20 protein-coding genes are annotated in these 22,994 nt (G+C 57.9%); 14 read left to right on the top strand and 6 right to left on the bottom strand.

Features of this window, described 5'->3' with window-relative positions; all coding sequences use genetic code 11:
• The first annotated feature begins 5 nt into the window (after window positions 1-5).
• From neuC to VO84_RS17365, 4 genes are all read left to right on the top strand, one after another.
• The gene (gene neuC / locus VO84_RS17380) at window positions 6-1,169 is read left to right on the top strand and encodes a UDP-N-acetylglucosamine 2-epimerase (RefSeq protein WP_058189013.1); all 1,164 of its coding nucleotides are present in this window, start codon (window positions 6-8) and stop codon (window positions 1,167-1,169) included.
• Between the two features lie 296 nt (window positions 1,170-1,465).
• The gene (locus tag VO84_RS17375) at window positions 1,466-1,843 is read left to right on the top strand and encodes a hypothetical protein (RefSeq protein WP_157439976.1); all 378 of its coding nucleotides are present in this window, start codon (window positions 1,466-1,468) and stop codon (window positions 1,841-1,843) included.
• Window positions 1,844-1,991: 148 nt separating this feature from the next.
• A complete protein-coding gene (locus VO84_RS17370) occupies window positions 1,992-2,843 on the top strand; it encodes a 2,3,4,5-tetrahydropyridine-2,6-dicarboxylate N-succinyltransferase (RefSeq protein ID WP_058189011.1) in 852 nt (283 codons plus the stop codon).
• A gap of 148 nt (window positions 2,844-2,991) precedes the next feature.
• Entirely contained in the window at window positions 2,992-3,471 is a 480-nt protein-coding gene (locus tag VO84_RS17365) for a hypothetical protein (RefSeq protein ID WP_157439975.1), read from the top strand.
• A 21-nt stretch (window positions 3,472-3,492) separates the two neighbouring features.
• Here the strand turns inward: VO84_RS17365 and VO84_RS17360 are convergent, their stop codons facing one another.
• From VO84_RS17360 to VO84_RS17350, 3 genes are all read right to left on the bottom strand, one after another.
• Complete coding sequence (locus VO84_RS17360) at window positions 3,493-6,246, bottom strand: ABC transporter permease (RefSeq protein ID WP_082662117.1); 2,754 nt, start codon at window positions 6,244-6,246, stop codon at window positions 3,493-3,495.
• Window positions 6,243-6,596 (bottom strand): PadR family transcriptional regulator, encoded by a 354-nt coding sequence (locus VO84_RS17355; RefSeq protein WP_058189009.1) that lies wholly within the window; start codon window positions 6,594-6,596, stop codon window positions 6,243-6,245. Before VO84_RS17355 ends, VO84_RS17360 begins: the two co-directional genes overlap by 4 nt.
• A gap of 296 nt (window positions 6,597-6,892) precedes the next feature.
• A complete protein-coding gene (locus tag VO84_RS17350) occupies window positions 6,893-7,828 on the bottom strand; it encodes a LysR family transcriptional regulator (protein ID WP_058189008.1) in 936 nt (311 codons plus the stop codon).
• Between the two features lie 104 nt (window positions 7,829-7,932).
• On the opposite strand from VO84_RS17350, the gene VO84_RS17345 reads away from it, so the two are divergent.
• Complete coding sequence (locus tag VO84_RS17345) at window positions 7,933-8,706, top strand: SDR family NAD(P)-dependent oxidoreductase (RefSeq protein WP_058189007.1); 774 nt, start codon at window positions 7,933-7,935, stop codon at window positions 8,704-8,706.
• Window positions 8,707-8,794: 88 nt separating this feature from the next.
• The gene (locus VO84_RS17340; protein WP_058189006.1) at window positions 8,795-9,667 is read left to right on the top strand and encodes an NmrA family NAD(P)-binding protein; all 873 of its coding nucleotides are present in this window, start codon (window positions 8,795-8,797) and stop codon (window positions 9,665-9,667) included.
• Window positions 9,668-9,778: 111 nt separating this feature from the next.
• Here the strand turns inward: VO84_RS17340 and bshC are convergent, their stop codons facing one another.
• The gene (gene bshC, locus VO84_RS17335; RefSeq protein WP_231738037.1) at window positions 9,779-11,404 is read right to left on the bottom strand and encodes a bacillithiol biosynthesis cysteine-adding enzyme BshC; all 1,626 of its coding nucleotides are present in this window, start codon (window positions 11,402-11,404) and stop codon (window positions 9,779-9,781) included.
• 134 nt (window positions 11,405-11,538) lie between these two features.
• Window positions 11,539-12,672 (bottom strand): ferritin-like domain-containing protein, encoded by a 1,134-nt coding sequence (locus VO84_RS17330; protein WP_058189005.1) that lies wholly within the window; start codon window positions 12,670-12,672, stop codon window positions 11,539-11,541.
• A 336-nt stretch (window positions 12,673-13,008) separates the two neighbouring features.
• Here VO84_RS17330 and VO84_RS17325 point away from each other — a divergent pair, with 336 nt between their 5' ends.
• From VO84_RS17325 to VO84_RS17315, 3 genes are all read left to right on the top strand, one after another.
• Window positions 13,009-13,608, top strand: coding sequence for an NUDIX hydrolase (locus VO84_RS17325; RefSeq protein ID WP_058189004.1), 600 nt, complete (start codon window positions 13,009-13,011; stop codon window positions 13,606-13,608).
• Window positions 13,609-13,813: 205 nt separating this feature from the next.
• Window positions 13,814-14,053 carry a cold shock domain-containing protein gene (locus VO84_RS17320; protein ID WP_058189003.1) on the top strand — a complete coding sequence of 80 codons (240 nt, stop codon included), beginning with the start codon at window positions 13,814-13,816 and terminating at the stop codon, window positions 14,051-14,053.
• A gap of 141 nt (window positions 14,054-14,194) precedes the next feature.
• Window positions 14,195-14,812: a hypothetical protein gene (locus tag VO84_RS17315; RefSeq protein ID WP_058189002.1), complete on the top strand. Its 618-nt coding sequence runs from the start codon at window positions 14,195-14,197 to the stop codon at window positions 14,810-14,812.
• A 34-nt stretch (window positions 14,813-14,846) separates the two neighbouring features.
• On the opposite strand, the gene VO84_RS17310 is transcribed toward VO84_RS17315, so the two are convergent.
• The gene (locus tag VO84_RS17310) at window positions 14,847-15,674 is read right to left on the bottom strand and encodes a hypothetical protein (RefSeq protein WP_058189001.1); all 828 of its coding nucleotides are present in this window, start codon (window positions 15,672-15,674) and stop codon (window positions 14,847-14,849) included.
• Between the two features lie 202 nt (window positions 15,675-15,876).
• Between VO84_RS17310 and VO84_RS17305 the strand changes: the two genes are divergently transcribed.
• From VO84_RS17305 to VO84_RS17285, 5 genes are all read left to right on the top strand, one after another.
• Window positions 15,877-16,806, top strand: a complete 930-nt coding sequence (locus VO84_RS17305) for a GntR family transcriptional regulator (protein WP_058189000.1) — start codon at window positions 15,877-15,879, stop codon at window positions 16,804-16,806.
• 167 nt (window positions 16,807-16,973) lie between these two features.
• Complete coding sequence (locus VO84_RS17300) at window positions 16,974-17,540, top strand: hypothetical protein (protein WP_197414093.1); 567 nt, start codon at window positions 16,974-16,976, stop codon at window positions 17,538-17,540.
• A 26-nt stretch (window positions 17,541-17,566) separates the two neighbouring features.
• A complete protein-coding gene (locus tag VO84_RS17295) occupies window positions 17,567-18,256 on the top strand; it encodes a hypothetical protein (protein WP_058188998.1) in 690 nt (229 codons plus the stop codon).
• Between the two features lie 34 nt (window positions 18,257-18,290).
• Window positions 18,291-20,762, top strand: a complete 2,472-nt coding sequence (locus VO84_RS17290) for a penicillin acylase family protein (protein WP_058188997.1) — start codon at window positions 18,291-18,293, stop codon at window positions 20,760-20,762.
• Window positions 20,759-22,486: a 6-pyruvoyl-tetrahydropterin synthase-related protein gene (locus tag VO84_RS17285; RefSeq protein WP_058188996.1), complete on the top strand. Its 1,728-nt coding sequence runs from the start codon at window positions 20,759-20,761 to the stop codon at window positions 22,484-22,486. The genes VO84_RS17290 and VO84_RS17285 overlap by 4 nt, the downstream gene beginning before the upstream one ends.
• Window positions 22,487-22,994: the final 508 nt, after the last annotated feature.

Here is a 22,994-nt window from a genome sequence, read left to right as displayed (position 1 = left end):
CGAAGATGAATCCCCGTCCTCGCCGCATCGGCGTAGTCACCACCTCCCGCGCCGACTACAGCCATCTCTACTGGCCCCTCCGCGAGCTAGCCGCCCGCCCCGATGTCGAACTCGGCCTCTTTACCCTCGGAGCGCATCTCTCCCCCGCCTTCGGCAACACCATCCGCGAAATCGAGCGCGACGGCTTTCCCATCCAGTCCCGCATCGAATGCCTCCTCAGCTCTGACACGGACACAGGAATGGCCAAAACCATCGGCCTCGCCATCCTCGGCCTCGCCGACGCATTCACCGCTTGGCGCCCTGACATCCTCCTCCTCATCGCCGACCGCTACGAGATGCTCGCGCCCGCCTCCACCGCGCTCGCCCTTCGTATCCCCATCGCCCATATTGAAGGCGGAGAAATCTCCCAGGGAGCCATTGACGACGCTGTCCGCAACGCCCTCACCAAGCTCTCCCACATCCACTTCACATCTACGGAAACCGCCCGCCGGCGCGTCATCGCCATGGGCGAAGAACCTTGGCGCGTCCATCACGCCGGAGCCCCATCGCTCGATCACCTCCGCCGCTCCAAACTCCTCGATCGCTCCGCCCTCGAAGCCAAACTCGGCATCTCCCTCACCCCTCCAACCATCCTCGCCGCCTGGCACCCCGTCACCATCCTCGCCGACACCAACACCGAAGCCGACGCCTTCTTCGCCGCACTCGCCGCGCACCAGGGCCAGCTCATCTTCGTCTACCCCAACTCCGACGCCGGCAGCCTCGCCCTCATGGAACGCACCCGCGCCCTCGCCCAAACCCGTCCTGGTACTCACCTCTTCGTCAATCTCGACCCCATCACCTACTGGAGCCTGCTCGGCCAGGTCGACGCCATGATCGGCAACTCCTCCAGCGGCATCATGGAGGCCGCATCCTTCGCCCTGCCCGTCGTCAACGTCGGCATGCGCCAGCAGGGCCGCGAGCGCGCTCGAAACACCATCGACACCCCAGCCGACGCCGCCCTCATCCTCGACGCCCTCCGCCGCGCGCTCTCTCCGGACTTCCGCGCTGCCCTGCGCGGCATGGAAAACCCCTACGGCAACGGCACGGCCTCTCAAACCATCGCCCGCATCCTTGCCGAAACCTCGCTTGAAGGTATCCTCATCAAGCAGCCCACCCCCCTGCCCTATTAGGAATATCTCTTGCTTCCCGCGCGTTAAAACTCCACATCCTCCACACCGCAACGCGAACCTTGCCGTCTTCTCCCGCGTCTAATCCAATAGACAAGGCCATCGACGCTCGCTTGCAAGCAAGAATGAATTTGCACCCCAAATGCGGCAACCTCACTTCGTCAGCCCGCATCTATTTAGAACGGCACGCATGAATAACAAGTCGCCTATAGAGGCTCTCAAATACCGGACTTCCGGTGTTTCAAATCACGGCATTTGAAGATTCCTACTACAGGCCCACAAGTTTCTGCCGATAGCTCATGAACCCCCAAGAATCGTTGAAGGCAGGTTTTGCCATGATCGTCGAAGCTCAAAGTAAAGGTCTCGGCCGTTGCAGATTGTACGTAGGCGCTGAAAATGTCCGCCTCTACTTTCCCCGCAATCTCTCGGCCATCGAATTCAATCTGGGTCATCTCAAGATTGAGTGCAAACTAAACCCTGACTTCTGGCAGGGCCAGCCGGAGATCAACGATCCCCGGCTCGGTGCCTGGCTGGATTCCAAAACCATGCACGAAAGCCGTCACCGGGCCGCAGTTCGTCTGGCCATGATTCCCACCGGTGAGAACGCTTACAAGCTCCAGCCCGCCACTGCTGAAATGACGGCGCGCCCGAAGCTTCGCGCCACCGTGGCCGCGTAAGTCTCTCTCCATCCGCACATCCTCTGTGCGCTCCATCCTTCTCGTGTCTTTACCGGGAAGGATGGGTTAACCTCTTCCCACGTCCCGCATCTCAGCCTCCCTCCTGGTCCCACCACCGCTTGATCCAGGTTGATAAACTGAAGCCGGTATGACGACCCCAGAAATCTTAGAAGAAGAGATCCAGCGCCACTTTGCCGCCGGCGCTTCCGCCGCAAACGATCCCTCCGCCCGCGATGCTTTCTCCCGCTTCCGCTCCGCTCTCGAACGCGGTGGAATCCGCGCCGCCTCCCCTGATCCGACATCGCCCACAGGCTGGCGCGTCAACGTCTGGGTCAAACAAGGCATTCTCCTCGGCTTTCGCATTGGCAAAATGATCGGTTCATCGGCAGGCGTCATGTCCTTCGTCGATAAGGACACCTATCCGCTCCGCAATTTCACAGAAGCGGACAAGGTCCGCATCGTCCTCGGCGGCTCGTCCATCCGCGCCGGAGCCTACCTTGCGGAAGGAGTCATCTGCATTCCGCCCATGTATATCAATGCCGGCGCTTACGTCGATGAAGCCTCTCTCGTCGACTCCCACGCTCTCGTCGGCTCCTGCGCCCAGATCGGCAAAAATGTCCATCTCAGCGCGGCAGCGCAGATCGGCGGCGTGCTCGAACCCATCAACGCCAGCCCCGTCATCATTGAAGACAACGTGCTCGTGGGCGGCAACTGCGGCGTCTATGAAGGCGCCATCGTCCGTACCGGAGCCGTCCTCGCCGCAGGCACCATCCTCACCCGCGGCACTCCCGTCTTCGACCTCGTCAACGACACCGTGATCCGCGCCACGGAAGAACTTCCGCTCATCATCCCGCCCAACGCCGTCGTCGTCCCAGGCTCCCGCGCCGTCACCCGCGGCAAAGGCGCGGAGTGGGGCCTCAGCCTCTATGCCCCGGTCATCGTCAAATACCGCGACGAGAAAACAGACCTAAGCACAGCCCTCGAAGACCTGATTCGGTAAGACCTGATCCGATAAGACCTGATTCGGTAGCGTTCCGGCATCAGCCTTAACCCCTTTTGACCTCATCGCGGCCTTTGGACAGCGAAGCACGTCTTTTGATATGGATTGACGCCGTAAGTAAAATCACGCCAGTCCGGGGGCCGCAACCATGAAAAGGATCTTCGTCTTCACGTTGACTGTAGTTTTGTACGGCATAACGCAGCAATACTCAGCAGCCCAGACTCAAGTCGAAGTCCATCCCTGCACAGAGCACGGAAATACCTACGACTGCGACCGCCACAGCTTTGAACAACTCCTTCGAACCGCCAAAACAATATCAATCCAGGTCCCTCGCCTTGACGGAGGCTCATCGAAGCAGCTCCAGCAGCTCGCAGCCTCACTCGGCAAGATCGTGCAGCCCGACTCCGCGGACCTCACCTTCATTCTCGTCCGCCCGGATCCCAACGGCGTCTACTTCGGTCCCTCTGACCGCAAGCTAGCCACCATCAACATCTACTACAAGTCATCTTCGCCTGACCCCAGTCAGCTCATCTGGTCAGAAAGTTACTTCGGCCAGCCCGACACCCCGTGGCCCACCGCCGTCCACGCCGTCATTCAACAACTCCGCAAAAACATCAAGAACCCCTGACCCGCTCGCAACAGAATTCCATCACTCCGTTCGTAACGCCCGTATCGGGTCCACCGAGGCAGCACGCATAGCCGGAATCAGCGCCGCCACAGCCGCGCAAACCCCAAGCACCGCAACCGAGCCAACAAATGCCCAGGGATCGTCGCTGCTGATTTCATACAGCAGATGCTGCATCATGCGCGAAGCAAATAACGCAGCCGGAACTCCAATCACCAGTCCCGCAAAAAACTGCACAAACGCGCTGCGCAGCATCAGGGAGACGATCATCGAGCGCGAAGCTCCCAATGCCATGCGAATACCAATCTCGCTCGTGCGCCGCACTGCGGAATACGAAATCACTCCATAAAGGCCCACGGAAGCCAGAAGCAAAGCCAGGATCCCAAACGCCTCCGTAAGCCGGGCCAGCAGCCTGTCCTGGTTAAAGTTGTTTGCAACCATCGCCGGATAGCTCAACACGCGAACCACCGGGATATTCGGATCGACCTTCGCAATTGTGGACCGGACCAGTTGTTCCACATCCTGCTGCGGGCGGTCGAACTGTAAAACCATCCGGGTCAGGTACAGAGAGCTCACCTCAGCGGCCTGCTGATCCGGGGCGTTATAGCCCATATACTGCTGGCCACGTGGACGCAAAAAGAGCGGCCGAACATCACCGTGCGCATCCTCCAACTTGAAATCGGCAAAGACCCCTACAATCTGGAATGCGCTGGAAAATTCAAGATCATTGACGCCGAATCGCTGTCCCAACGCATCCTTGCCGGCAAAGAAATGTTTCACAAAGGCCTGGTTCACGATCACAACCGGTACCGCACTGGTTTCATCGTCCTGTGAAAATCCTCGCCCGCGAAGAACGGGCACCCCAATCGACTGGAGAAAATTCGTGCTCACTCGATTCCAGTTGGAAAAGCAATCGTCCTTCGGGCCGGGGGCCGGATGTCCCTGCAGAAGGACGCACGATCCCCATATGTTGTTCTCAAGCGGAAGATAACGCGCAAAACTCACAGCGGTCATTCCCGGCAGCGCCGAAAAGTGGTCCTCGATCTCGCGATAAATTCCATTCAGCCGATCACTGGTGTAACCAGGCCCATTCAGATCGATCTGCACCGTATATCGATTCGCCGTCTCAATCCCTGTCCGCTGATGCTCCAGGTTGTAGAGCGATCGAGTCGCAAGAAAGGCGCACACGATCAGAACCATCGACAACGCAACCTGAAAGACCAGCAGTAACCGTTGTGGAATAGAAGCATGATCCCGCGTCGATCGGTTCATGCCGCGCGCGGCGTCTGCGGGCTGCGTACCCGATGACACCCATGCCGGTACGCCCGCAAATAACAGCCCGGTAAGAATTGACGTCCCAAAGGCAAATGCCAGTACGACCCATGACGGATCGGCTGAAACCGGCATATTGCGCGAGAGCGGAAATGCCAACGCCAGAATCGCTCGCGATCCGAAGTAAGCAACACCCAGGCCCACAACTCCACCAATCACGCTCAGGATCAGACTCTCCATAAGAATCTGCTGAATGATTCGTCCGCGCGTCGCGCCTAACCCGATTCGCACCGCAATTTCAGCCCGCTGAGCCATACTCCGAGCCAGCAGAAGATTCGCAATATTGGCGCACGCAATCAGCAGCACCACGCTCGACAAAAACAGAAGTATGCGAAGTCCGGTCCCCGTCTGCTGTTGAACCTTCTGGATTCCACCGCCCGCCGGCGATAGCACCACATGTTGCCTGGGAATCTCTGCCGCTCCCCCACGAGCAGTGAACGTCGAAAGCGTGCCCATCCATTGCCGAAGCACACCAGAAAGCTTCGTCTGCAGCACGCCCAAATTCACGTCCGGCCGCATTCGGCCTATGGCATAAAGCCATGCAGTATCGGGTTGCAGTAAGGATGAATTGGCCCCTTCCATCACCGGCTCGCTCGCCAGCGGCATCCACATGTCAGGTGGGAACGGCGCAACGCGATCGCCATAGAATCCGGGCGGCGCAACGCCCACCACTACAAAGGCATGTTGATCCAGGTGCAGAGTTGCGCCGATCACATTTGGATTACCATCAAACTCTCGTTGCCACGCGGAATAGCTCAGTACAACCACGGGAGCCGCTCCCTTGGTGTCGTCGCCCGGCGAGAGCGGACGCCCGGCAAAGGTATTCACCCCGAACGTCGTGAAGTAATTGCCGGAAACATATTCCGTGCGCAGGGACTTCGCGGGAGAATCACCCCATCGCACGGTGTAACTTCCGCCACCAGCCTGCACCGCAGCTAATTGCTCAAACTCCGGCGACGCTTGCTGAAACTGGCGAAAAAGATCGTAAGAAAAAAGATCAAAATCACCGTCATTACTCTCAAACGAGCCAAAATAGCAGCAATGCATCTGGTCGCCAATGCGGTAAAGCCGCGACGGGTCTGTAACCGGCAAGGAACGCAGCAGAATTGCATGCACCAGCGTGAAAATAGCCGTATTCGCGCCAAGGCCAAGCGCAAGCGTCAGCACAACCATGCAGGAAAACACGGGAGCCCCGCGCAGCCTGCGCAGCGCGTAGCGCACGTCACGCCCAATCGTTTCCAGCCACATGGTTCCGCGCTTCTCCCGGCAGTCTTCCTTCACCTGCTCCATGCCGCCAAACTCGAGGCGCGTGAGACGGCGCGCCTCATTCTCGGAAACGCCGACACGAACCTTATCGGCAACCTGCGATTCAAAGTGGAAACGCACTTCCTTATCCAGTTCCGTCTCCAGTCGTTCGTGCGCAAAAAATCTCCCTAGCCAGCTCATCCGATCCCCTCCACGGTTCCCTTCAGCACAAGGCCCACCACATCGGTGAGCCGCGTCCAGTTTTCGGTCTCGGTCTTCAGTTGCGCGCGACCCCTGACCGTCAACTCATAGAACTTGGCTTCGCGGCCCGTGTCAGAAGGCTTCCACTTAGAGCTCAGAAGCTTCTTGTACTCCAGTCGGTGGAGCGCCGGATACAGCGAGCCCTGCTGTACCTGCAGCGCCTCGCGCGACATCTGCTGAATTCGCTGCGCAATGGCGTAGCCATGAATCGGGCCCAGCGCAACCACCCTCATGATGAGGAGATCGAGCGTGCCCTGCGGGAGGTCGAACTTGTCTTCAGTCTTCTTCATACCTTTGGCTTCTACATATACATGACAACGTGTAGAAGGTCAAGGTATGTTCGACGCAAACGACCGCCGCCGGATTCTGCCGATAAATGGGATAAGCAGATCTTCCGGGAGAGAGACTGTATTCCATGAAGAAGACGACGCAGCGGCAATCACCAGCAGATTGGGAGTCTGGCTTCGATTCAGGGTAGTGGGTCAATTTGAATTTTTGTGTGTCAGGGCACGGCTTTAGCTGTGCCGGATCGACGTCGAAAAAGAATGGGCCTTAGTCCCCCCCTCAAACTGACCCACTACCCGATTCAGCCCGGAATTGTTTTGCGCGAAGGCGACGCCTGCACCGTCGCAGATAGAAATTCAAGAAATGCACGCGTCTTCGGTGCAAGGTATTGGCGCGACGGATAGTAGGCATATAGCGGAAAGCGCTCCTCCTCCCAATCTGAAAAGAGGGCCACCAATCGACCACTCGATAGATGGGCGTCAACGCCAAGTTCAAGAACTTGGGCAATCCCATATCCTGCCAGGCACACCGCGTGCATCGTTGCAACATCACTCAACGTGAGCTGACCTTGCGTCTCAACCTTGATCTCCCTTCGACCCTTACGGAATGCCCACTCGAAGGGGCGGCCTGTCTCCGGGTCTCGAAAATCGATCATCCGATGTCGTTCCGCCTCCAGTTGTTGTGGATCGGCAGGGTGGCCGTGTTTCTTCAGGTAGCCAGGCGAGGCTACTGTAAGAACTCTCGTGTCCAGCAATCTACGGGCAACAAGAGTGGATGGGGGCGGCTCGCCGAAGCGAATTGCCAGATCGTATCCATCTGAGATCAGATCTCCGAGGCCCTCCCGCGTGATCAGGTCTACCTTAAGCTCCGGATATGCTTTGAGAAATCCACTGAGTTGCGGTCCGAGAATGAGCTGTGAGAAGTAAGGGTCCATGTTCACACGGAGCCTCCCTCTGACGGTCACTTTACCTTCGGTCAGAGCGGCGGTCGCGTCTTCGAGCGCCAACACAATCGGGCCAATGGTCTCGTAAAATCGCCGGCCTTCGTCCGTGAGAGAGACAGAACGCGTCGTGCGCTCCAGCAACCGGATTCCAACCTGCGCCTCGAGCCGAGCTACCGCACGGCTGATACCCGGCTGGGAGACGTTCAAGGATCTCGCCGCAGCCGCGAAGCCTCCCGATCTCACCACGGCTGCAAGGGCGCTCACACCATTCAGAAGACGGTCATCGAAGCTCATGCATTTATGCTAATCGGTTATAAGTGAAATGCCGCGAATATTAGTTCCGAATCAATCCCCGTGAGTCAGATACTTGGAAGCACTGAGAGGGAAAGGCAAGGAGCATGGCACGCATATTCATCACTGGATCTGCTGATGGTCTCGGCAGGATGGCAGCTGAGCTGCTGATTGAGCAGGGTCACAGGGTCGTCCTGCACGCCCGAAGCCAGACCCGCGCCGATGAGACAAAGAAGAACGTCCCGGAGGCGGAGGCAGTCGTTATCGGCGATCTCGGCACAATTACCCAGACCAGACAGGTCGCAGAACAGGTCAATGCGCTCGGCGCGTTCGACGCCGTCATCCACAATGCTGCCGTCGGCTACAAGGAGCCAAAGCGAATCGAGACGGAAGATGGTCTCTCGCAAGTCTTCGCGGTCAACACCATGGCTCCCTACATTCTGACGGCCCTGATCGCGAAGCCGAAGCGACTGGTCTATCTCAGCTCCATGCTTCACCAGAACGGCGATCCCACCCTTGAGGACCTGACATGGAAGGCCCGCGCATGGGACGGAGAACAAGCCTACTCCGACACGAAGCTGCATGACGTCCTCCTCGCCTTCGGTATCGCACGGCGTTGGCCGGCTGTTCTCTCGAATGCACTGGAGCCAGGCTGGGTCCCGACGAAGATGGGTGGCGCTAATGCAACGGATGATCTGAATGAGGCACATCGCACCCAGGTTTGGCTTGCCGCAAGCGATCAACCTGAGGCATTCGTCACCGGAGAGTATTTTTATCACCTGAGGAAGAAGAGCGCTCTTCCAGCTGCCCACGACGTTGCCAGGCAAGATCGGCTCCTCGCGATTTGCGAGCGCCTAAGCGGCATTGCTCTGCCCGATTAGCAAGCTTGATACGAATCTCTTGGTGATAGACGCCGCTTCGGTTGGCGGATGTCACCCATAACCAAAATACAAACCAGGAGGCATCAACATGTACGCAGTCATGGGAATCACAGGAAATGTAGGCGGTGCCGTTGCCCGCACGCTTCTTGCAAATGGCGAGAAGGTTCGAGGAATCGTAAGGAATCCCGAGAAAGCGGGAGAGTGGCAAAAGCAAGGTGTGGAGCTTTTCAAAGCCGACTACGACGACGTAGACGCGCTCACGGCAGCGTTCACCGGTGTCGCTGGCGCCTTCGTCATGGTCCCTCCAAACTTCGCGCCGTCACCGGACTTCGCTGAGACCAGGGCAGCTTTGAAGGTTCTGCATGATGCACTCTCAAGAGCTCTGCCGTCGAAGGCGGTCTACCTGTCATCCATAGGAGCGGAACAGGCCAGCGGATTGGGTTTGATCACAAGCTCGCATCTTCTCGAAGAGACATTCAGCGATCTTCCGTTCTCTCATGCCTTCCTGCGCGCCGCCTGGTTCTTTGAGAACTCGGCCGGCGACGTAGCGAGCGCGCGGAATGAAGGCAAGATCCTGTTTCAGCTCCATCCTCTTGACCGGAAGTTTCCTCTGGTTGCCACGGCGGACATCGGCAAGGCAGGTGCAGAAACGCTCACCCAGAGCTGGACCGGAATCCGCCATATCGAAGTTGCGGGCCCAGAGGGCTATAGTCCCCTCGACATAGCAGATGCTTTCGCAGATGCCGTTGGACACCCCGTTGAGGCGATCGCCGTTCCGAGGGAGGAATGGGAGACGCTATGGGTTTCGCAGGGGATGCCGCAGGGGCGAACAGCGCCTCGGGTTGAGATGGTCGATGGATTCAACTCCGGCTGGATTCACTTTGGCGTACCAGGAGCAGAGCATGTGGATGGCGCTACGCCGCTTCGTGAGGTGATAACTCAGCTCGTGACTCGCAGCTGACTTGATAAGAATGTGAGTTAAGAGACTGCCCTGGAACGCCCTAACTAAGTGCCGAATCAGCAGATCTGAACCAGCGCACAAGCTGAAACTCAAAAACGCCTCCCGCATCAGTCAGAGCCAGACGACAGTGTGCCCAGGACAGTCGCTGGCGGCATGCGTCACCATCTCTTCAGCCAGCTCAAAGCCATGACGCGCAAAATAGTATGCCGCTCCGTGGACGCGCTCCTGCGGCGCGCCATTGGGAAAGAGCGCTTGCACCATGGACTGCGCGTGGCGGCCAAGCGCGGCCTCTTTTTCAAGCTGGAAGTTGGCGGCCAGACGTCGCAGGCGATTCATCTGGTAGCGCATTTTGCTCCCAGCGGTACGGGCTGAGCGGCCTAGTCCTTCGTCAACGAGATTCATCCACTCTTCGACCTCGGTCAGCTCGGCATCAAGAGCATTCCCAGCAGCAGCAAGCTTGCGTTTGCCTTCGATAGGCATGGCGCGAGCGGCAAGAAGCTGCGCCAGGCCGTCTTCCGTCTGCGAAAACACGCGCTCCGGAGCAAGGTCGTGGCGGCGAAGCAGATCCCCAATTGCGGGCTCAATAAGCGTGGCGGAAAACCGCGCCTGCACAGGCGTGGCACGGCCCAGAATCCGCTCAAAGAGGACAGCGGATTGCGCAAAATAGGCGATCTCCGCCGGTCCGCCAATGGTGAGTGAGGTTCCAAAGAGGAAGTCCTGAAAGACTGGCCGCAGCAGCGCCGAGGGCGAAATTCGATGCGGCTCCGAGGCGAGAATCCCTGCAAGCTCGGAGGTGGAGTAATGATTGCGGCCGGCCTGCCAGAGCCCGTCCGGCTCGACCGCAGTAGGCGGCGTACGCTTGAGGGACTGACGCACTCCACTTTCCGCATCGATGAGGAAGAGCAGGCTGGAACCAGAGCCGACAGCAACCTGCGCATGATAGCCGGCCTCCGTCAGCTCACGATTTCGATCAAGAAGCGCAGCATGCAGCTCATCGGCACGTTCAATGGCAGCAAGCAGCACAGGCGCGCCCAGCCGATGTACTTCCGCTGACGCGGCGTCAAAGACGAGAAGACCCTGCGCAGCAAAGACTTTGGAATAAAAATCCGCGAACGCCTGGGCAAAGGTACGGCCGGGACGATAGGCAGCCTGAAGTGCTTCGAGAGCCTCAGACCAGCCGATCAGCTCGGCAGCTTCGTCCAGGAGCGGCGCAATCGTCTCGTCCAGAACAATAGACCCGACCGGCACCGCGGCTGACGGCTTGCTACGGTAGGCAAGCTTCTTAAGTTCATGGCGACCCGGAAAAACGACATGATCAATCTCGGCAAAATCGTGATCTTCGCTCGCAAGCCAGAAGATGGCCGAGTGAGGCTGTCCGGAAGCTGTGGCCTGCCGCGCGCGAGCCAGCGCTGTGGCTGCCTTGAAGCCGGTGAAAAGCGGTCCGCCAAAGAGGCCAACCTGCTGGCCGGTGAGGACTGTTCCGGCGCCGTCGCGCAGGGCAGCGATGGAAGCAGTAGCTGAGGGATTTTGCGCTTCCAGCAGATCAACAATTCTGGACCAATGAGCGGGACGGGCAGGGGCCTGCTGCCAGGAGCTGCCTGCTAGTGCGGTGGCGTAGAAACGGCGCACCTGGTTCGAAGCAACACCGGAGCCTGCATCGGACGCGGCGCAGAAATCCACAAAGAGCCGGGAAGCACCGGGCGCGATGGTGATGGGATGACACTCGATTGTCGACACTGCGGACACTTTTCTGGGATCCCTTTGAACAGACGCGATTGAAATAAGGATGACATGGAAGGGTGGAGGGATGCAGAAAGGCGGGCATAGAGAGCACGCAAGGGGACCAGGGACGAACCCGGCCCCCTACGCGGTTAGAAGTTGCGGAAGGCCGCGTCCGCTTCTTCGGCCATTTGCTTGAGGAGGTTGAGAAAGGACTTCGGCTGGCCGGTGAAGAGACCATCGTTGGTAAAGGCTGCAACGGCAGCCTGGGCGCCGGCAAACTTATCCGTGATGGGGCGGATGGTGGCGCAGAGCGGTAGTTTGGTGCTGATGAACTGCGCGGGGATTGGGAAGATGAGACTGGGCTGGATCTGAGGATTGTGAGTAGCAAAGAAATCGGGGAAGGTAAGCCCGCCGAAGGAAACCGGCGCAACTGGCTGCTGTACGCCGTTGCCGGCAAAGTCTACCCACTCGAGGAAATGCGCGATCTCATCCCCACCGATGCCGAGAACGATTTGCAGGACTTCAGGATGGTTCACTTTCTGGGCCATCGTGGCGTAGAGGCTGGTACCGCCTCCTTCGATAAATCCAAAGTGGAAGGCCGCGGTGTTGGCGATGACCTGGATGCCGTTGGGATCGTTGAAATCAGCGTCGGTAAGGGGAATGGCGCGGCGGTTGGTGATGGTGACAGCTTGCGGAAACGTGGCGTCGGGGGTCACGTCGGGGTTGGGAGTGCTCCGGTAGCGAGTGAACCAGCTGGTGTCGACATTGAGATGGCCAAGATTGGTAAGCCGTCCGATGTTCTGTGCACCGCTGGCCATCGACCCCTGAAGGGTGCGGAACTCATCAAAGTTGACTGACTCCGCTCCGCGTGACTCGAGATAGGCATTGAGGAAGGTTGCGTGGCTTATCTCGTCGTCGGTGTTGCTGGTAATGTATTGCGGGCCGTCTGTGTCGAGGTTACTGAGCGCCGTCTGATAGGCATTGAGGGTCGGCGGGTTGGGGTTGTCTTCGACCGGAACGCCGGAAGTAAGACCGCCGAGTTCGTTGTACTGCACCCAAAGATCGCTTTCGATGATCTCGGCAGCGGCAAGGAACCGCAGGATGGCGACATCTCCCCGGTCAAGCGGACGATGGGAGTTGAATTCGCCTTGTGCCAGGGCTGGAGTTGCTTTGGTGAGAAGGTCAGTGCCGAGAGCGGCAGCGCCACCGGCCATCAGGCCGCCTTTGATGAGAGCACGGCGATTGAGCTTGCTTTTGGCCGGGCTGATTGGGGTATCTTGCATCGGAATTCTCCTTGGAAACCTACGTCAAGTGCGTTGGCTCCGGCCCGAACATAGGCGTCGGCGAGAGCGCAGTTGTCATGGGGGAGTAAGACCATTGTCGGAACCACACGACAAAAAAATGACAAGATATAGGGCGGATTTCAGCAAACTCAGGCGGCTCAGCGGCTTCACCGCAAGATTGCGGAAATTCCAAAGCAGGCGCAGGAAAATAAGTTTTCATAAAGTCAATTCAGGCTGAGCCACCATCATGCGAAGTCAGAAATATAAAATCCGCGGCGCATGGGTATACTCGTGGTGATTGTGGCAATTACACGCGAAGGAGAACCAGATCACCCTATGGCAAAAAAGGCAACCGAGCAGAAGAAAAAGACGGCGAAGAAGCCCGTGGAAGTAGCAAAGGTGCTCAGCTCGGAGGTGGCTTACCAGGGGCCCCTGTTCCGCGTAACACGCGACCGAATTGTGGAGCCGGAGGGCAGCGAGAGCACGCGCGAGGTAGTGCGGCATAACGGGAGCGTGGTGATTCTGGCCATTGATTCCTCCAGGAGCAAAAAGGATCCGTGGGTGGTGATCGAGCGGCAGTATCGTCATGCCGCGGGGCAATATCTTTGGGAGCTGCCGGCAGGCAAGCTGGACCCCGGCGAAGAGCCGCTAACCGGCGCGCAGAGAGAGCTGGAAGAAGAGACCGGATATCGCGCAAAGAAGTGGAAGTTGCTGATTGAGTACTGGGCAAGCCCGGGTTTTCTGGGCGAATCGATGAAGCTCTACCTGGCCGAGGGGCTGATTGCAGGCGAGGCGCATCCGGAGGAGGACGAGAAGATCGATTTCCGGCTGGTCAAGCTGTCTGAGCTGCTCAAGAAGATTGCCAAGGGCGAAATCAAGGACGGCAAGACACTTGTGGGCACATTGCTCTATGCCAGAAAACTGAAGAAAAAGTAGCTTGAGGACAAAGTTCATCTTGCGTAAATACTTGGTGTTAGCGGATAAAGCAGCAAGTTCGTCCCACTTGCTGCACCGCGCGGAGCAACCTTTCATCAACCTTTGAACAGGCTGCAACGTCAGTAGAAATGGAACATCGCCGGGGAATAGAAGTTGTCCCCTGGTTCGCGAAGCTCCTATTACGACGCAAGGAAGGCAGCCGCCAGTGGCTCAGCATAAAGGGAAAGTGAAGTGGTTCAATAATGCCAAGGGCTATGGATTCATTGGGCGCGAGGACGGGCCCGATGTGTTCGTGCATTACTCCGCAATCCAGTTGGACGGCTACAAGACCCTGAAAGAAGGCGACGATGTGGAGTTCGACATCGTACAGGGTCAAAAAGGCGCTCAGGCCGACGCGGTAATTCGGCTGAGAGACGCCGCTGTAGCGCAGCATAACGCGGCGTAAGCCGGGCCGCTATGCGGCGGCAGGGTTGCAGTGCACCCAGAGGCTGGGCGCTGAGGATAGGTTTGCCGGGCGAAACCCACAAGCTGATTCTCTCAATATGCCGGTACACCTCTCGGCAAAGAGGCGTATCATGAGTTCGCCATGAGCCTCTTGCAGCAGAACTCCCCTGACCTGGATGATGCGGCGCGCGGCGAGGATTTTACTCGCGGCAGTAGCCATATTGTGTGGGCCGCAGTGATTGCGGCGATTGCGGTTTCAATTGCCGTGGTGGTCTATGCAGCGGTGACGAAAGAGATGCCCGCGGCCACGGGGCAGGTAGCGCGCACTACGGTGCATTTTGTGCATCGCGAGTCGAGCGGGTTGGATGCAGCGGGCAATCCAATGCCGAAGGAACCCTTCGACCAGGCACTGGTTTTCAGCCATATTCAGATACATAATCAGAGCAAGAATCCTCTTTTCGTGCGCCAGATCATGACCAACGTGACGCTGGACGATGGAATCCACACAAGCTATGCGGCGGTTCCGCACGACTACGAGCGGCTGTTCCAGGCAAACCCGGATCTGGCGGCTCTGCATGGCACGCCCCTGCCCGCAGATATGACGATTGTGCCGGGGCAAAGCCTGGAAGGCGACGTTGTGGCAGCCTTCCGGCTGACAGAAGCGGAGTGGAATGCGAACAAGGGAATTAACTATACGGTGAGCCTGCAGTATCAACCGGATTTGATTCTGCCGGGTCCAATGAGGGTGAATGTGCAGTGAATCAGGCGGCAGAACTGTCACCTGCCGCATCCTCTTACATTCCTGCTGGAGCAGGGCTCGTCTTGGGCGTAGAAAGATAACCGGTGATCTCGTTCTTTGAGCTGATCGTATTGACCACAATCTCAAACAGGCCGCGATCCTTGCCGCTGTAGAACTGGAGCGGCTCGTTAACGTTGCGATCCTTCTTTTCGTACTTCATGTCATCGGCATAGACGACGAGAGTAAAACGCGCCTTCTTGGAGTCAGTCTTTTTAAGTTCGATGCTGACGGTGCCGACAGGCTTTTTGTCGCCCTTGTTGAGAGTGAACTCGTAGTAGTTGCGGTCGCCCTTGTGCTTCAGAATCTCGAGTTCGTCGTGGTTGCGCGCGATGAGGCTGGAGTGGTCGCTGAGATCGCCCTTCATGGACTGGAGCTGGGTGATGGCGCCGGCGAGATCGGTCTGAGTCTTGGCGACATCGGTTTTCACGCCGCCCACGTCGGTCTTCACGGTAGAAACATCGCTCTGCACGGCAGTCACCTGCTGCGCGGTCTGCTGCTGAGCGGCCTCAAGACGCTTATTCTCAACCTGTTCCCGGGCAATGATCTGCTGCGCGCGAGCATCCATCTGCCTTTGTGTCAGGCCAAGCGATTGGGCGGTCTCTTCGCTGGTCACGCGGAGGCGGGCGTTGGTCTCGCGAAGATCGGCGGCAAGCTGAACGTTCTTCTGCTTCGCATCGGCAAGCTCGGTTTGCGTGGTGGTGAGCTTACCGTTCAGGCTATAGGACCAGACAAGGCCGCCCAGGGCGGCAAGAAGCGCGGCTCCAACGGCGACGATAAGCGCGACCGGCGTGCTGCGCGGGGTGGTTTCAATGGAATCGCTCATGATGACTACGTATATCTCCTTGCGGCTTCAACGCCGCGCAACAATAGAAGAAAATTCAGCTCTGTGTTCTCTTGTATTAGACGCAGCACAGGGCCGATGATGTCTATGTTACGTGCCTGAAAACACACTGAAAGCGGCTCGCCGTGTAGTTTAAAAGAATCTCTGGGCATTATAGAAAGAAAAATCGCGCGGAGGCGGCGAAATGCAATTCTGGCTGAATCGGACAGGCGAGGTCTCGCTGCGGGAGCAGCTGACAACGCAGATTGTGCTGGGAATTCTGTCCCGCGACCTGAGAGCAGGCGAGCGCCTCCCGAGTACGCGGGAGCTGGCGCGAAGGTTTGGGATCCACGCCAATACAGCAAGCGCAGCCTATCGCCAGCTGGAGCGCGAAGGCTGGCTGGAGTTTCGGCATGGGAGCGGAGTCTACGTGCGAACCCGCAGACCGGAGACACCGGAGACTCCCGAGAGAATGCTGGACGCACTGTTGGGGGAACTGGTGGTAAAGGCGCGCCGACAGGGACTGCCGGACCTGCTGGTGCGCAGCCGGCTGCTGCACTGGTTACAGACGCAGCCTCCTGGACGATGGCTTGTAATCGAACCGGACGCGGAGTTACGGCGCGTCGTGATGACGGAGATGGAGCAGGCATTGGCGCTGCCCGTGACCGGCTGCGCGCCGGAGGAATGCGGGCGAAACGGCACGCTGGATGGAGCGATGGCGATTGTTCTGCCGAGCAAGGCCGCAACGGTAAAAAAGCTGCTCCCGGCAGGCGCAGAACTGACGGTTCTCGACATACACCCGGTAGCGCCGGCACTCGGAAAGTATTTGCCTGCGCCCGCAGGCGCTCTGATCGGCATCGCTTCTCGATGGAGCGAGTTTCAGCGCATTGCGCGAACCATGTTGATAGCAACTGGTATCTCACCCGACGCGATCCTTGTCCGGGACGCCGCCGCACGCAGTGCGTGGAAGCGCGGCCTGGCTGCGACAGCAGCCGTGGTATGCGATGTACCCACTGCCGCCGAACTGCCTAAAGATTGCCATGCGATTGTCTTCCGGCTGCTTTCAGAGGCGGCGATTACGCAGCTTCGCAACGCGGAAGAGACTTTAGGTGTTACAGCTGCAAAAGTGTCCTAAACGCAAACCATCTAGTGCCGCGTGCCGCCTACGCTCCAGACTGAAAGGAGAAAGCGGCGATGAAAGTCTTCTGGTCTGCGTTGATCTTCGTGTTCGTTCTACTGCTGATCACCCTTCTTGCGTAGCGAGCACCGGCCTGAGATTCGCCGCACACCCATCCCATGAAAATGAAGAGAGCATTCTGGCTCGCGCTGACGTTTTGCGCGACATTGCATCCACTGGCGCGGCCACAGGCGCTGCCTGACAACCCAGCACCCGCGCAAGCTCATGATCCGATGTGGGCCCGGGTGCAAAATCTGAAGCCTGGCACGCCGATTGTCGTGAGCGATACATATGGACCGCCAGTGCGCTGTTTGTTCGCTGGAGCGACAGAGGCATCTCTGGACTGCAATCCCTTTGGAAATCCACCAAACACAGGGTTCCGCTTCAACCGCGTCGATGTAATCAGTGTGGAGCTGGATCGGCCCGGGCAGAATACTCTGCAGGCTAAGCACGCCCCGCGCAATTACCATCCGGGATGGATTGCCAGCATGGTTGTTGGTGGAACGCTGATGGGTGTTGGCTTTGCTCAACAGGTAAGTGCGGGTCACGCCGCCGCAGGCGGAGCCATCAGCGCCGTCATCATCGGTGGAATCGGCGCTCCCTTTGCCTTTTCGTCTGACCATAATTTCATGCCGGCCCGGCCGCAGTTTGGGATTGGGATTCCATTCGCGCTGCATTTTCGGCAGAGATGACCCTGCAACAAGCAAAGGAGCACGCGATGAAATCAATGATTCGTTTCTGCGCTATACATCTGCTATGCCTGGCTTTGTGCATGACGGCAATTGCACAGCAATCCGTCACACAGAACAATCCCGAGCCGCCTACACTAGCCGACACAGTCACAATCTCCAGGGAAATTAAAATCGAGTTTTTCTTACTCGAATCCGTCTCCTCTTCTACGGCAGAGAGAGGGCAGATCGTTCGCCTCGCTGTCGCCAATGACGTCTCCACGAATGGCGTCGTTGTCATCCCAAAAGGCACGCTGGCTGAGGGAAAAGTAACTCATGTCCACCAAGGCATTCCAGGCAAACGTGACGGACAGATTACCGTCGAAGCGACCAGCATGCTGCTCAGCAACGGTCAACGGCTGCGCCTGCGGCAATATCCTCCCGGCGAAGATGATTGCGGAGATATGGGACCATGCGTAGTCCTGGCCATTGTCGTTGCACCTGTAGCAATCATTGCATTGGCTGTCTATGCGGTCATTTCGCCAGTTGCTCTAGCTGATTACATCCGCAACCGCAAGTATTCGCCCAAAGTCTATCCTGCCGGCACTCAGATGACCTTGCAACCATGCGAACGAGTCGATGCCTACCTCTCCAAAAAGATCGCAATCCAGCCATCCGGCTTGACTCCCGCTTCGGCTTCACTTGCCTCAGGACCTTTTGCCTGCGAAACAATGAAATGACAGCTCCAGTAGCGCGGTATCCTGTCTGTGACCTATGGCCAACATCGGTTCCACCGCTTCCGCACCCGTTATTCCCTTAGCCCCGCGCCGCAAGAAGTTTCGCTGGTTGCGATTTGTTTTGTCCGCCTTGTTGGGGCTGATCTTGCTCGTCATACTGGTAGCAGTCGCGGGTGTATTGTGGCTACGCGGCTCTGCAAAGGCCGCACTACCGCAACTCGATGGCGAGATTCATCTAAGTTCCGCGGTCAGCGCGCCGGTGACAGTCCGGAGAGACGCGCATGGCGTACCGCACATCGAGGCAGCAACCCAGGCCGACCTCTTCACGGCGCAAGGATACGTAACCGCACAGGACCGCCTCTGGCAAATGGACCTGTACCGGCGACATGCGGGTGGCGAGTTGGCTGAGATACTCGGCGGGTCGCTCGTGGCGCATGACGAAGCGCAGCGCGTCCTGGGATTCCGCAAAGCCGCGCACAGAATCTATATAAGCCTCTCCGCAAACGAAAAATCCGGCCTCGATGCCTACGCGCGCGGGGTAAATCTTTTCATCGCCCAACACGGAGATTCCCTTCCCGCGGAGTTCAAGCTGCTGCATTACGTGCCGAGGCAGTGGACCGGCGAGGATTCAATCCTCATCGGCACCATGATGATCAACGACCTCGATTCGCACTGGGATACAAAGCTGGTGCGCGACCGCATCGCAGCAAAGCTGAGCAAGCTACCAAACAGAGCAAAACTCGAAGCGGATCTATACCCCGTAGGCTCATGGCGCGACAGGCCGCCGACCGGCGAAGTGATCGACATGACCAAGCCGCAGCCGGTTCCACCGCCGTCCAAGGATGACGATGACGACAGCACCACATCATCCCTGGACGTACATCAACTGCGCCAGACTCTTGGCCTGCCTGACTGCGATGCCTGCGGAGTAGGCTCCAACAACTGGGTCGTTGCAGGCTCACACACCGCCAGCGGAAAGCCCCTCCTGTCAAACGACATGCACCTCGGTATCACGGTCCCAAATATTTGGTACATGGCAGACCTGAAAGCTCCCGGATATCACGCCGCAGGCGTAACGCTGCCCGGCATGCCGTACGTGATAGAAGGCCACAATGAGCACGTGGCATGGGGATTTACGGCACTCTATGCCGATGTACAGGATCTCTACATCGAGAAGCTGGACGGCAAGGGAAATTATCAGGCTCCGGATGGAACGTGGAAGCCGCTGCAGGTGAGCCACGAAACAATCCATGTGCGCGGCGGAGCGGATGTGATCGTGGATGTGCAGGAGACGGCGCATGGGCCGCTGCTGAATCCGATTCTGAAAAATGAGACGCGCCCCATCGCACTGAAATGGACGCTGTATGACCCCGCCCTCAATTCCCTCCCGATTTATGCGATGAACACCGCTGCGAACTCGAACGAGTTTTCCGCGTCGCTTCAGCAATGGTGCTGGCCAACGCAGAACGTCGTATACGCGGACGACGCAGGACATGTAGCGTATCACGCGATCGGAAAGACGCCGGTGCGTCCGGCAGGATTGAAAGGCACAGCCATTCACGGTGGACAGAATGAATGGTCCGGATACACCCCATTCGATCAGCTGCCCAACTCCGTCGATCCTCCGAGCGGTTTTCTGGCAACCGCCAACGCAAATGTAACAACCGACAAATCTCCATATAAGCTCACGCTCGAGTGGGCCGACCCATATCGCGCAGAGCGCATCTACAAACTGCTGCAAGGTCGCGATAAACTGACGCCCGCAGACATGCTGGCCGTGCAGACGGACATCTACAGCGAAGTAGACCAGGAGATCGCCCATCGCTTTGCGTATGCACTGGATCACTCAGCTCAAAATGACAAACGGCTCAAGCAGGCCGCGGACCTTCTGCGAAGCTGGGATGGAAAAATGACGACAGATTCAACAGCGGCGTCGGTCGTCACCAAAGCGCGCGACGCGCTGTGGCCGCTCATCCTCGAGCCGAAATTAGGCGGTCTCACGGCGGATTACCGCTGGGCAGAGAGGAGCTTTGCTCAGGAAGAAATTGTGATGCACGGCGAAACAGACTGGATCCCCAAAGGCTACAAGACCTGGGATGATGTGCTCAGCGAAGCCGTGCGGCGCGGCCTGAAGAATAGCAATGCACCGGCCGATCTGGGCAAGTGGACCTATGGAAGCTGGCACGTAATCGACATCGAACATCCATTGCACCCTTTTCTGCCGTGGATAACAAATGTCGCCGGCACCGGCGCGCTGCCACTCAGCGGCGGCGGCACAACAGTGAAACAAGTGGGCAAAGCGTTTGGTCCCTCGCAGCGATTCACCATGGACTGGAGCAGCATCGACGGGTCAACTGAGAATATTTCGCTGGGCGAAAGCGGAAATCCATATAGCGAATACTTTCGCGACCAGTGGAACGACTATTACAGCGGTACGACTTTTGCGCTGCCCTTTACGGAGGCAGCCGTAGCGGCAAACACGCGGCACACGTTGCGACTGGAACCGTGAAAGGCAAGTGGACAGTGGACCGTAAACAGTGGACAAAAAGACTGCTCGGTCCGATGCTCATTCTGCTGGCGGCAGCAGTTGCGACAGCTCCGCTCCTGCTGAATGGATTCTCCTGCGGACATGATTTCGATTTTCACCTTGTCAGCTGGATGGATGCGCGCGACGCCTGGCAAAACGGAACCTTCTACCCGCATTGGACTCCGAGCGCGAATTTCGGCGCAGGCGAACCGCGGTTCCTCTTTTATCCTCCGCTGACATGGATACTGGGTGCGGCGCTGGGAGCCGTCCTAGGCTGGCAGGCCGCACCGGTCGCTATGGCATTTCTGCTCTTGGCCGGGACCGGACTCGCCGTACGTGTACTTGCAAAGCAGATGCTGCCGCAAGGCGCGGCAACGCTGGCCGGATGCATTGCGATCTTTTCCGGCTATGCCCTCTATTGCGTGTATGAGCGGTCGGCATACGGAGAGATGGTGGGAGGATGCACAATTCCGCTGGCGCTCCTGTTTGCAATGCGGCAGAAGCGTTCCACTCTTTGGCTGGCTCTGACAATCGCCGCTTCGTGGCTGGCGAATGCTCCTGTCGGCGTAATGGTCTGTTATCTGCTGGCCGCGTTTGTGATTGTGCTCGCCATAATGCGGCGAAGCTGGGCGCCGGTGTTGCGCGCTGCGGTCGCGGTTTCTCTCGGCCTGGGGCTTGCTGCGTTCTACCTGGTTCCCGCGGCCGTCGAGCAGCGTTGGGTGGATATTCAGGAGGCCATCAACGATCCGGGCCTGCAGGTGCAAAACAGCTTTATCTTCGCGCATCATGCCAGCGCGGCTCTGAAGGATCACGACATCGAGCTGTTTAAGACCTCGCTTGTCGCTACCACCATGTTCGCGATGTTCAGCACAGGCTTTCTCATTTGCCTCTTGCGAAAAAGAATGCCCGGCGAGAGCAATATCTGGCTTCCACTCGCATTGATTCCGCTTGCAGTGCTGTTCCTCCAGCTTCCCCTCTCGCTGCCGGTATGGAATCTGCTGCCGAAGCTCAGTTTTTTGCAATTTCCATGGCGATGGCTGGTAGTTCTGGAAGCGCCTCTTGCCATCTTTCTTGCCTCCTCCAAGTGGCCGCAAACCCAGCGCGGCCGCATCACGTTGGTTTGTATTAGCGCCGCGGCGTTCGTAGGCGTGGCATGGTTTGCAGGAACGCGCTTTCAACAGGTCTGCGACGATGAAGATTCCGTTGCCGGAATGACACAAGCCTATGAGCAGGGTCAGGGTTCTATCGGCACCGATGAGTATGCACCCCAGGGCGCGGACAATACGCTGGTGGCTCAGAAGCTGCCGGTCGCATGCCTGGTAAGCGATGCAACAGCGACGCTGGGCGAGGGCGATGCAGACGATCCGCAGCCCGTGTGGCGCGCCGGGCAAGCAAGCTGCGATCCGTTTCCGGTGATCGCAACAGGCGGCGAAGAGCACCGGCGCGTGCGAGGCATGGCCTCCCATGCGGGCTACGTGGTATTGCGGCTGCGGCGTTATCCGGCGTGGAACGTGCGCGTCAATGACGCGCCGGTGACGGACCAGGGAAACCGCGATGACGGATTGATGGTGGTTCCTGTGCAACCGGGCTTTGTCGATGTAACGATGGATTGGACAACGACGTCGGATGTAAAGCTGGGACGCTGGATCAGCCTTGTCGCATTGCTAACAGCCGCAGGCGTCCTATTTGCGGAGCGTAAAAAATGATGCTCGCCACGGGTTAAGCATCGTCCAGCACGCCGGCTTCGGCCTGTTGGGCCCGTCATCGCCTCCGCGCAAAATCTCTTTCAGAAAGTTTGCGTATTAATTCGCGGATTCTGTCACACTGAAACCATATCGAAATTCCATAACACCCTCATACATCAAACACCAGCACTCAAACGAGTCGCAAAAGATGCATTTTGGACGCATTTTCGCCAGGTTTTGGCGCATTTTCGCACCTTGAATTTGGCATTTAAATAACTGATTCAATTAAACTTAAAACCTTAACCTCAAGAAAAACGCAAGAATTTTGTAGTAATTCTGTACTTCTGTATTTCTTTACCAGCCAGTTTTCGTCGGAAAAAGCCCTAAATCTGATCCTGCGAAATCAAATCGTCTTGCATCGTGATACAAATTCGAGCTTGATATTCGCGGCGGCAGTAGGTCAGTGGAGATTCGTCAAACTCTGCCTAAGGCCCGCATCTGCAATGGACTGCGGTTTACATTGCGTTCA

Origin of the sequence: Occallatibacter gabretensis, from assembly GCF_001449115.1 — a bacterium.
Classification (GTDB): Bacteria; Acidobacteriota; Terriglobia; order Terriglobales; family Acidobacteriaceae; genus Telmatobacter; species Telmatobacter gabretensis.
Note: the sequence above shows the minus strand (reverse complement) of the source record. Positions and strands in the feature narration are given on the sequence as shown.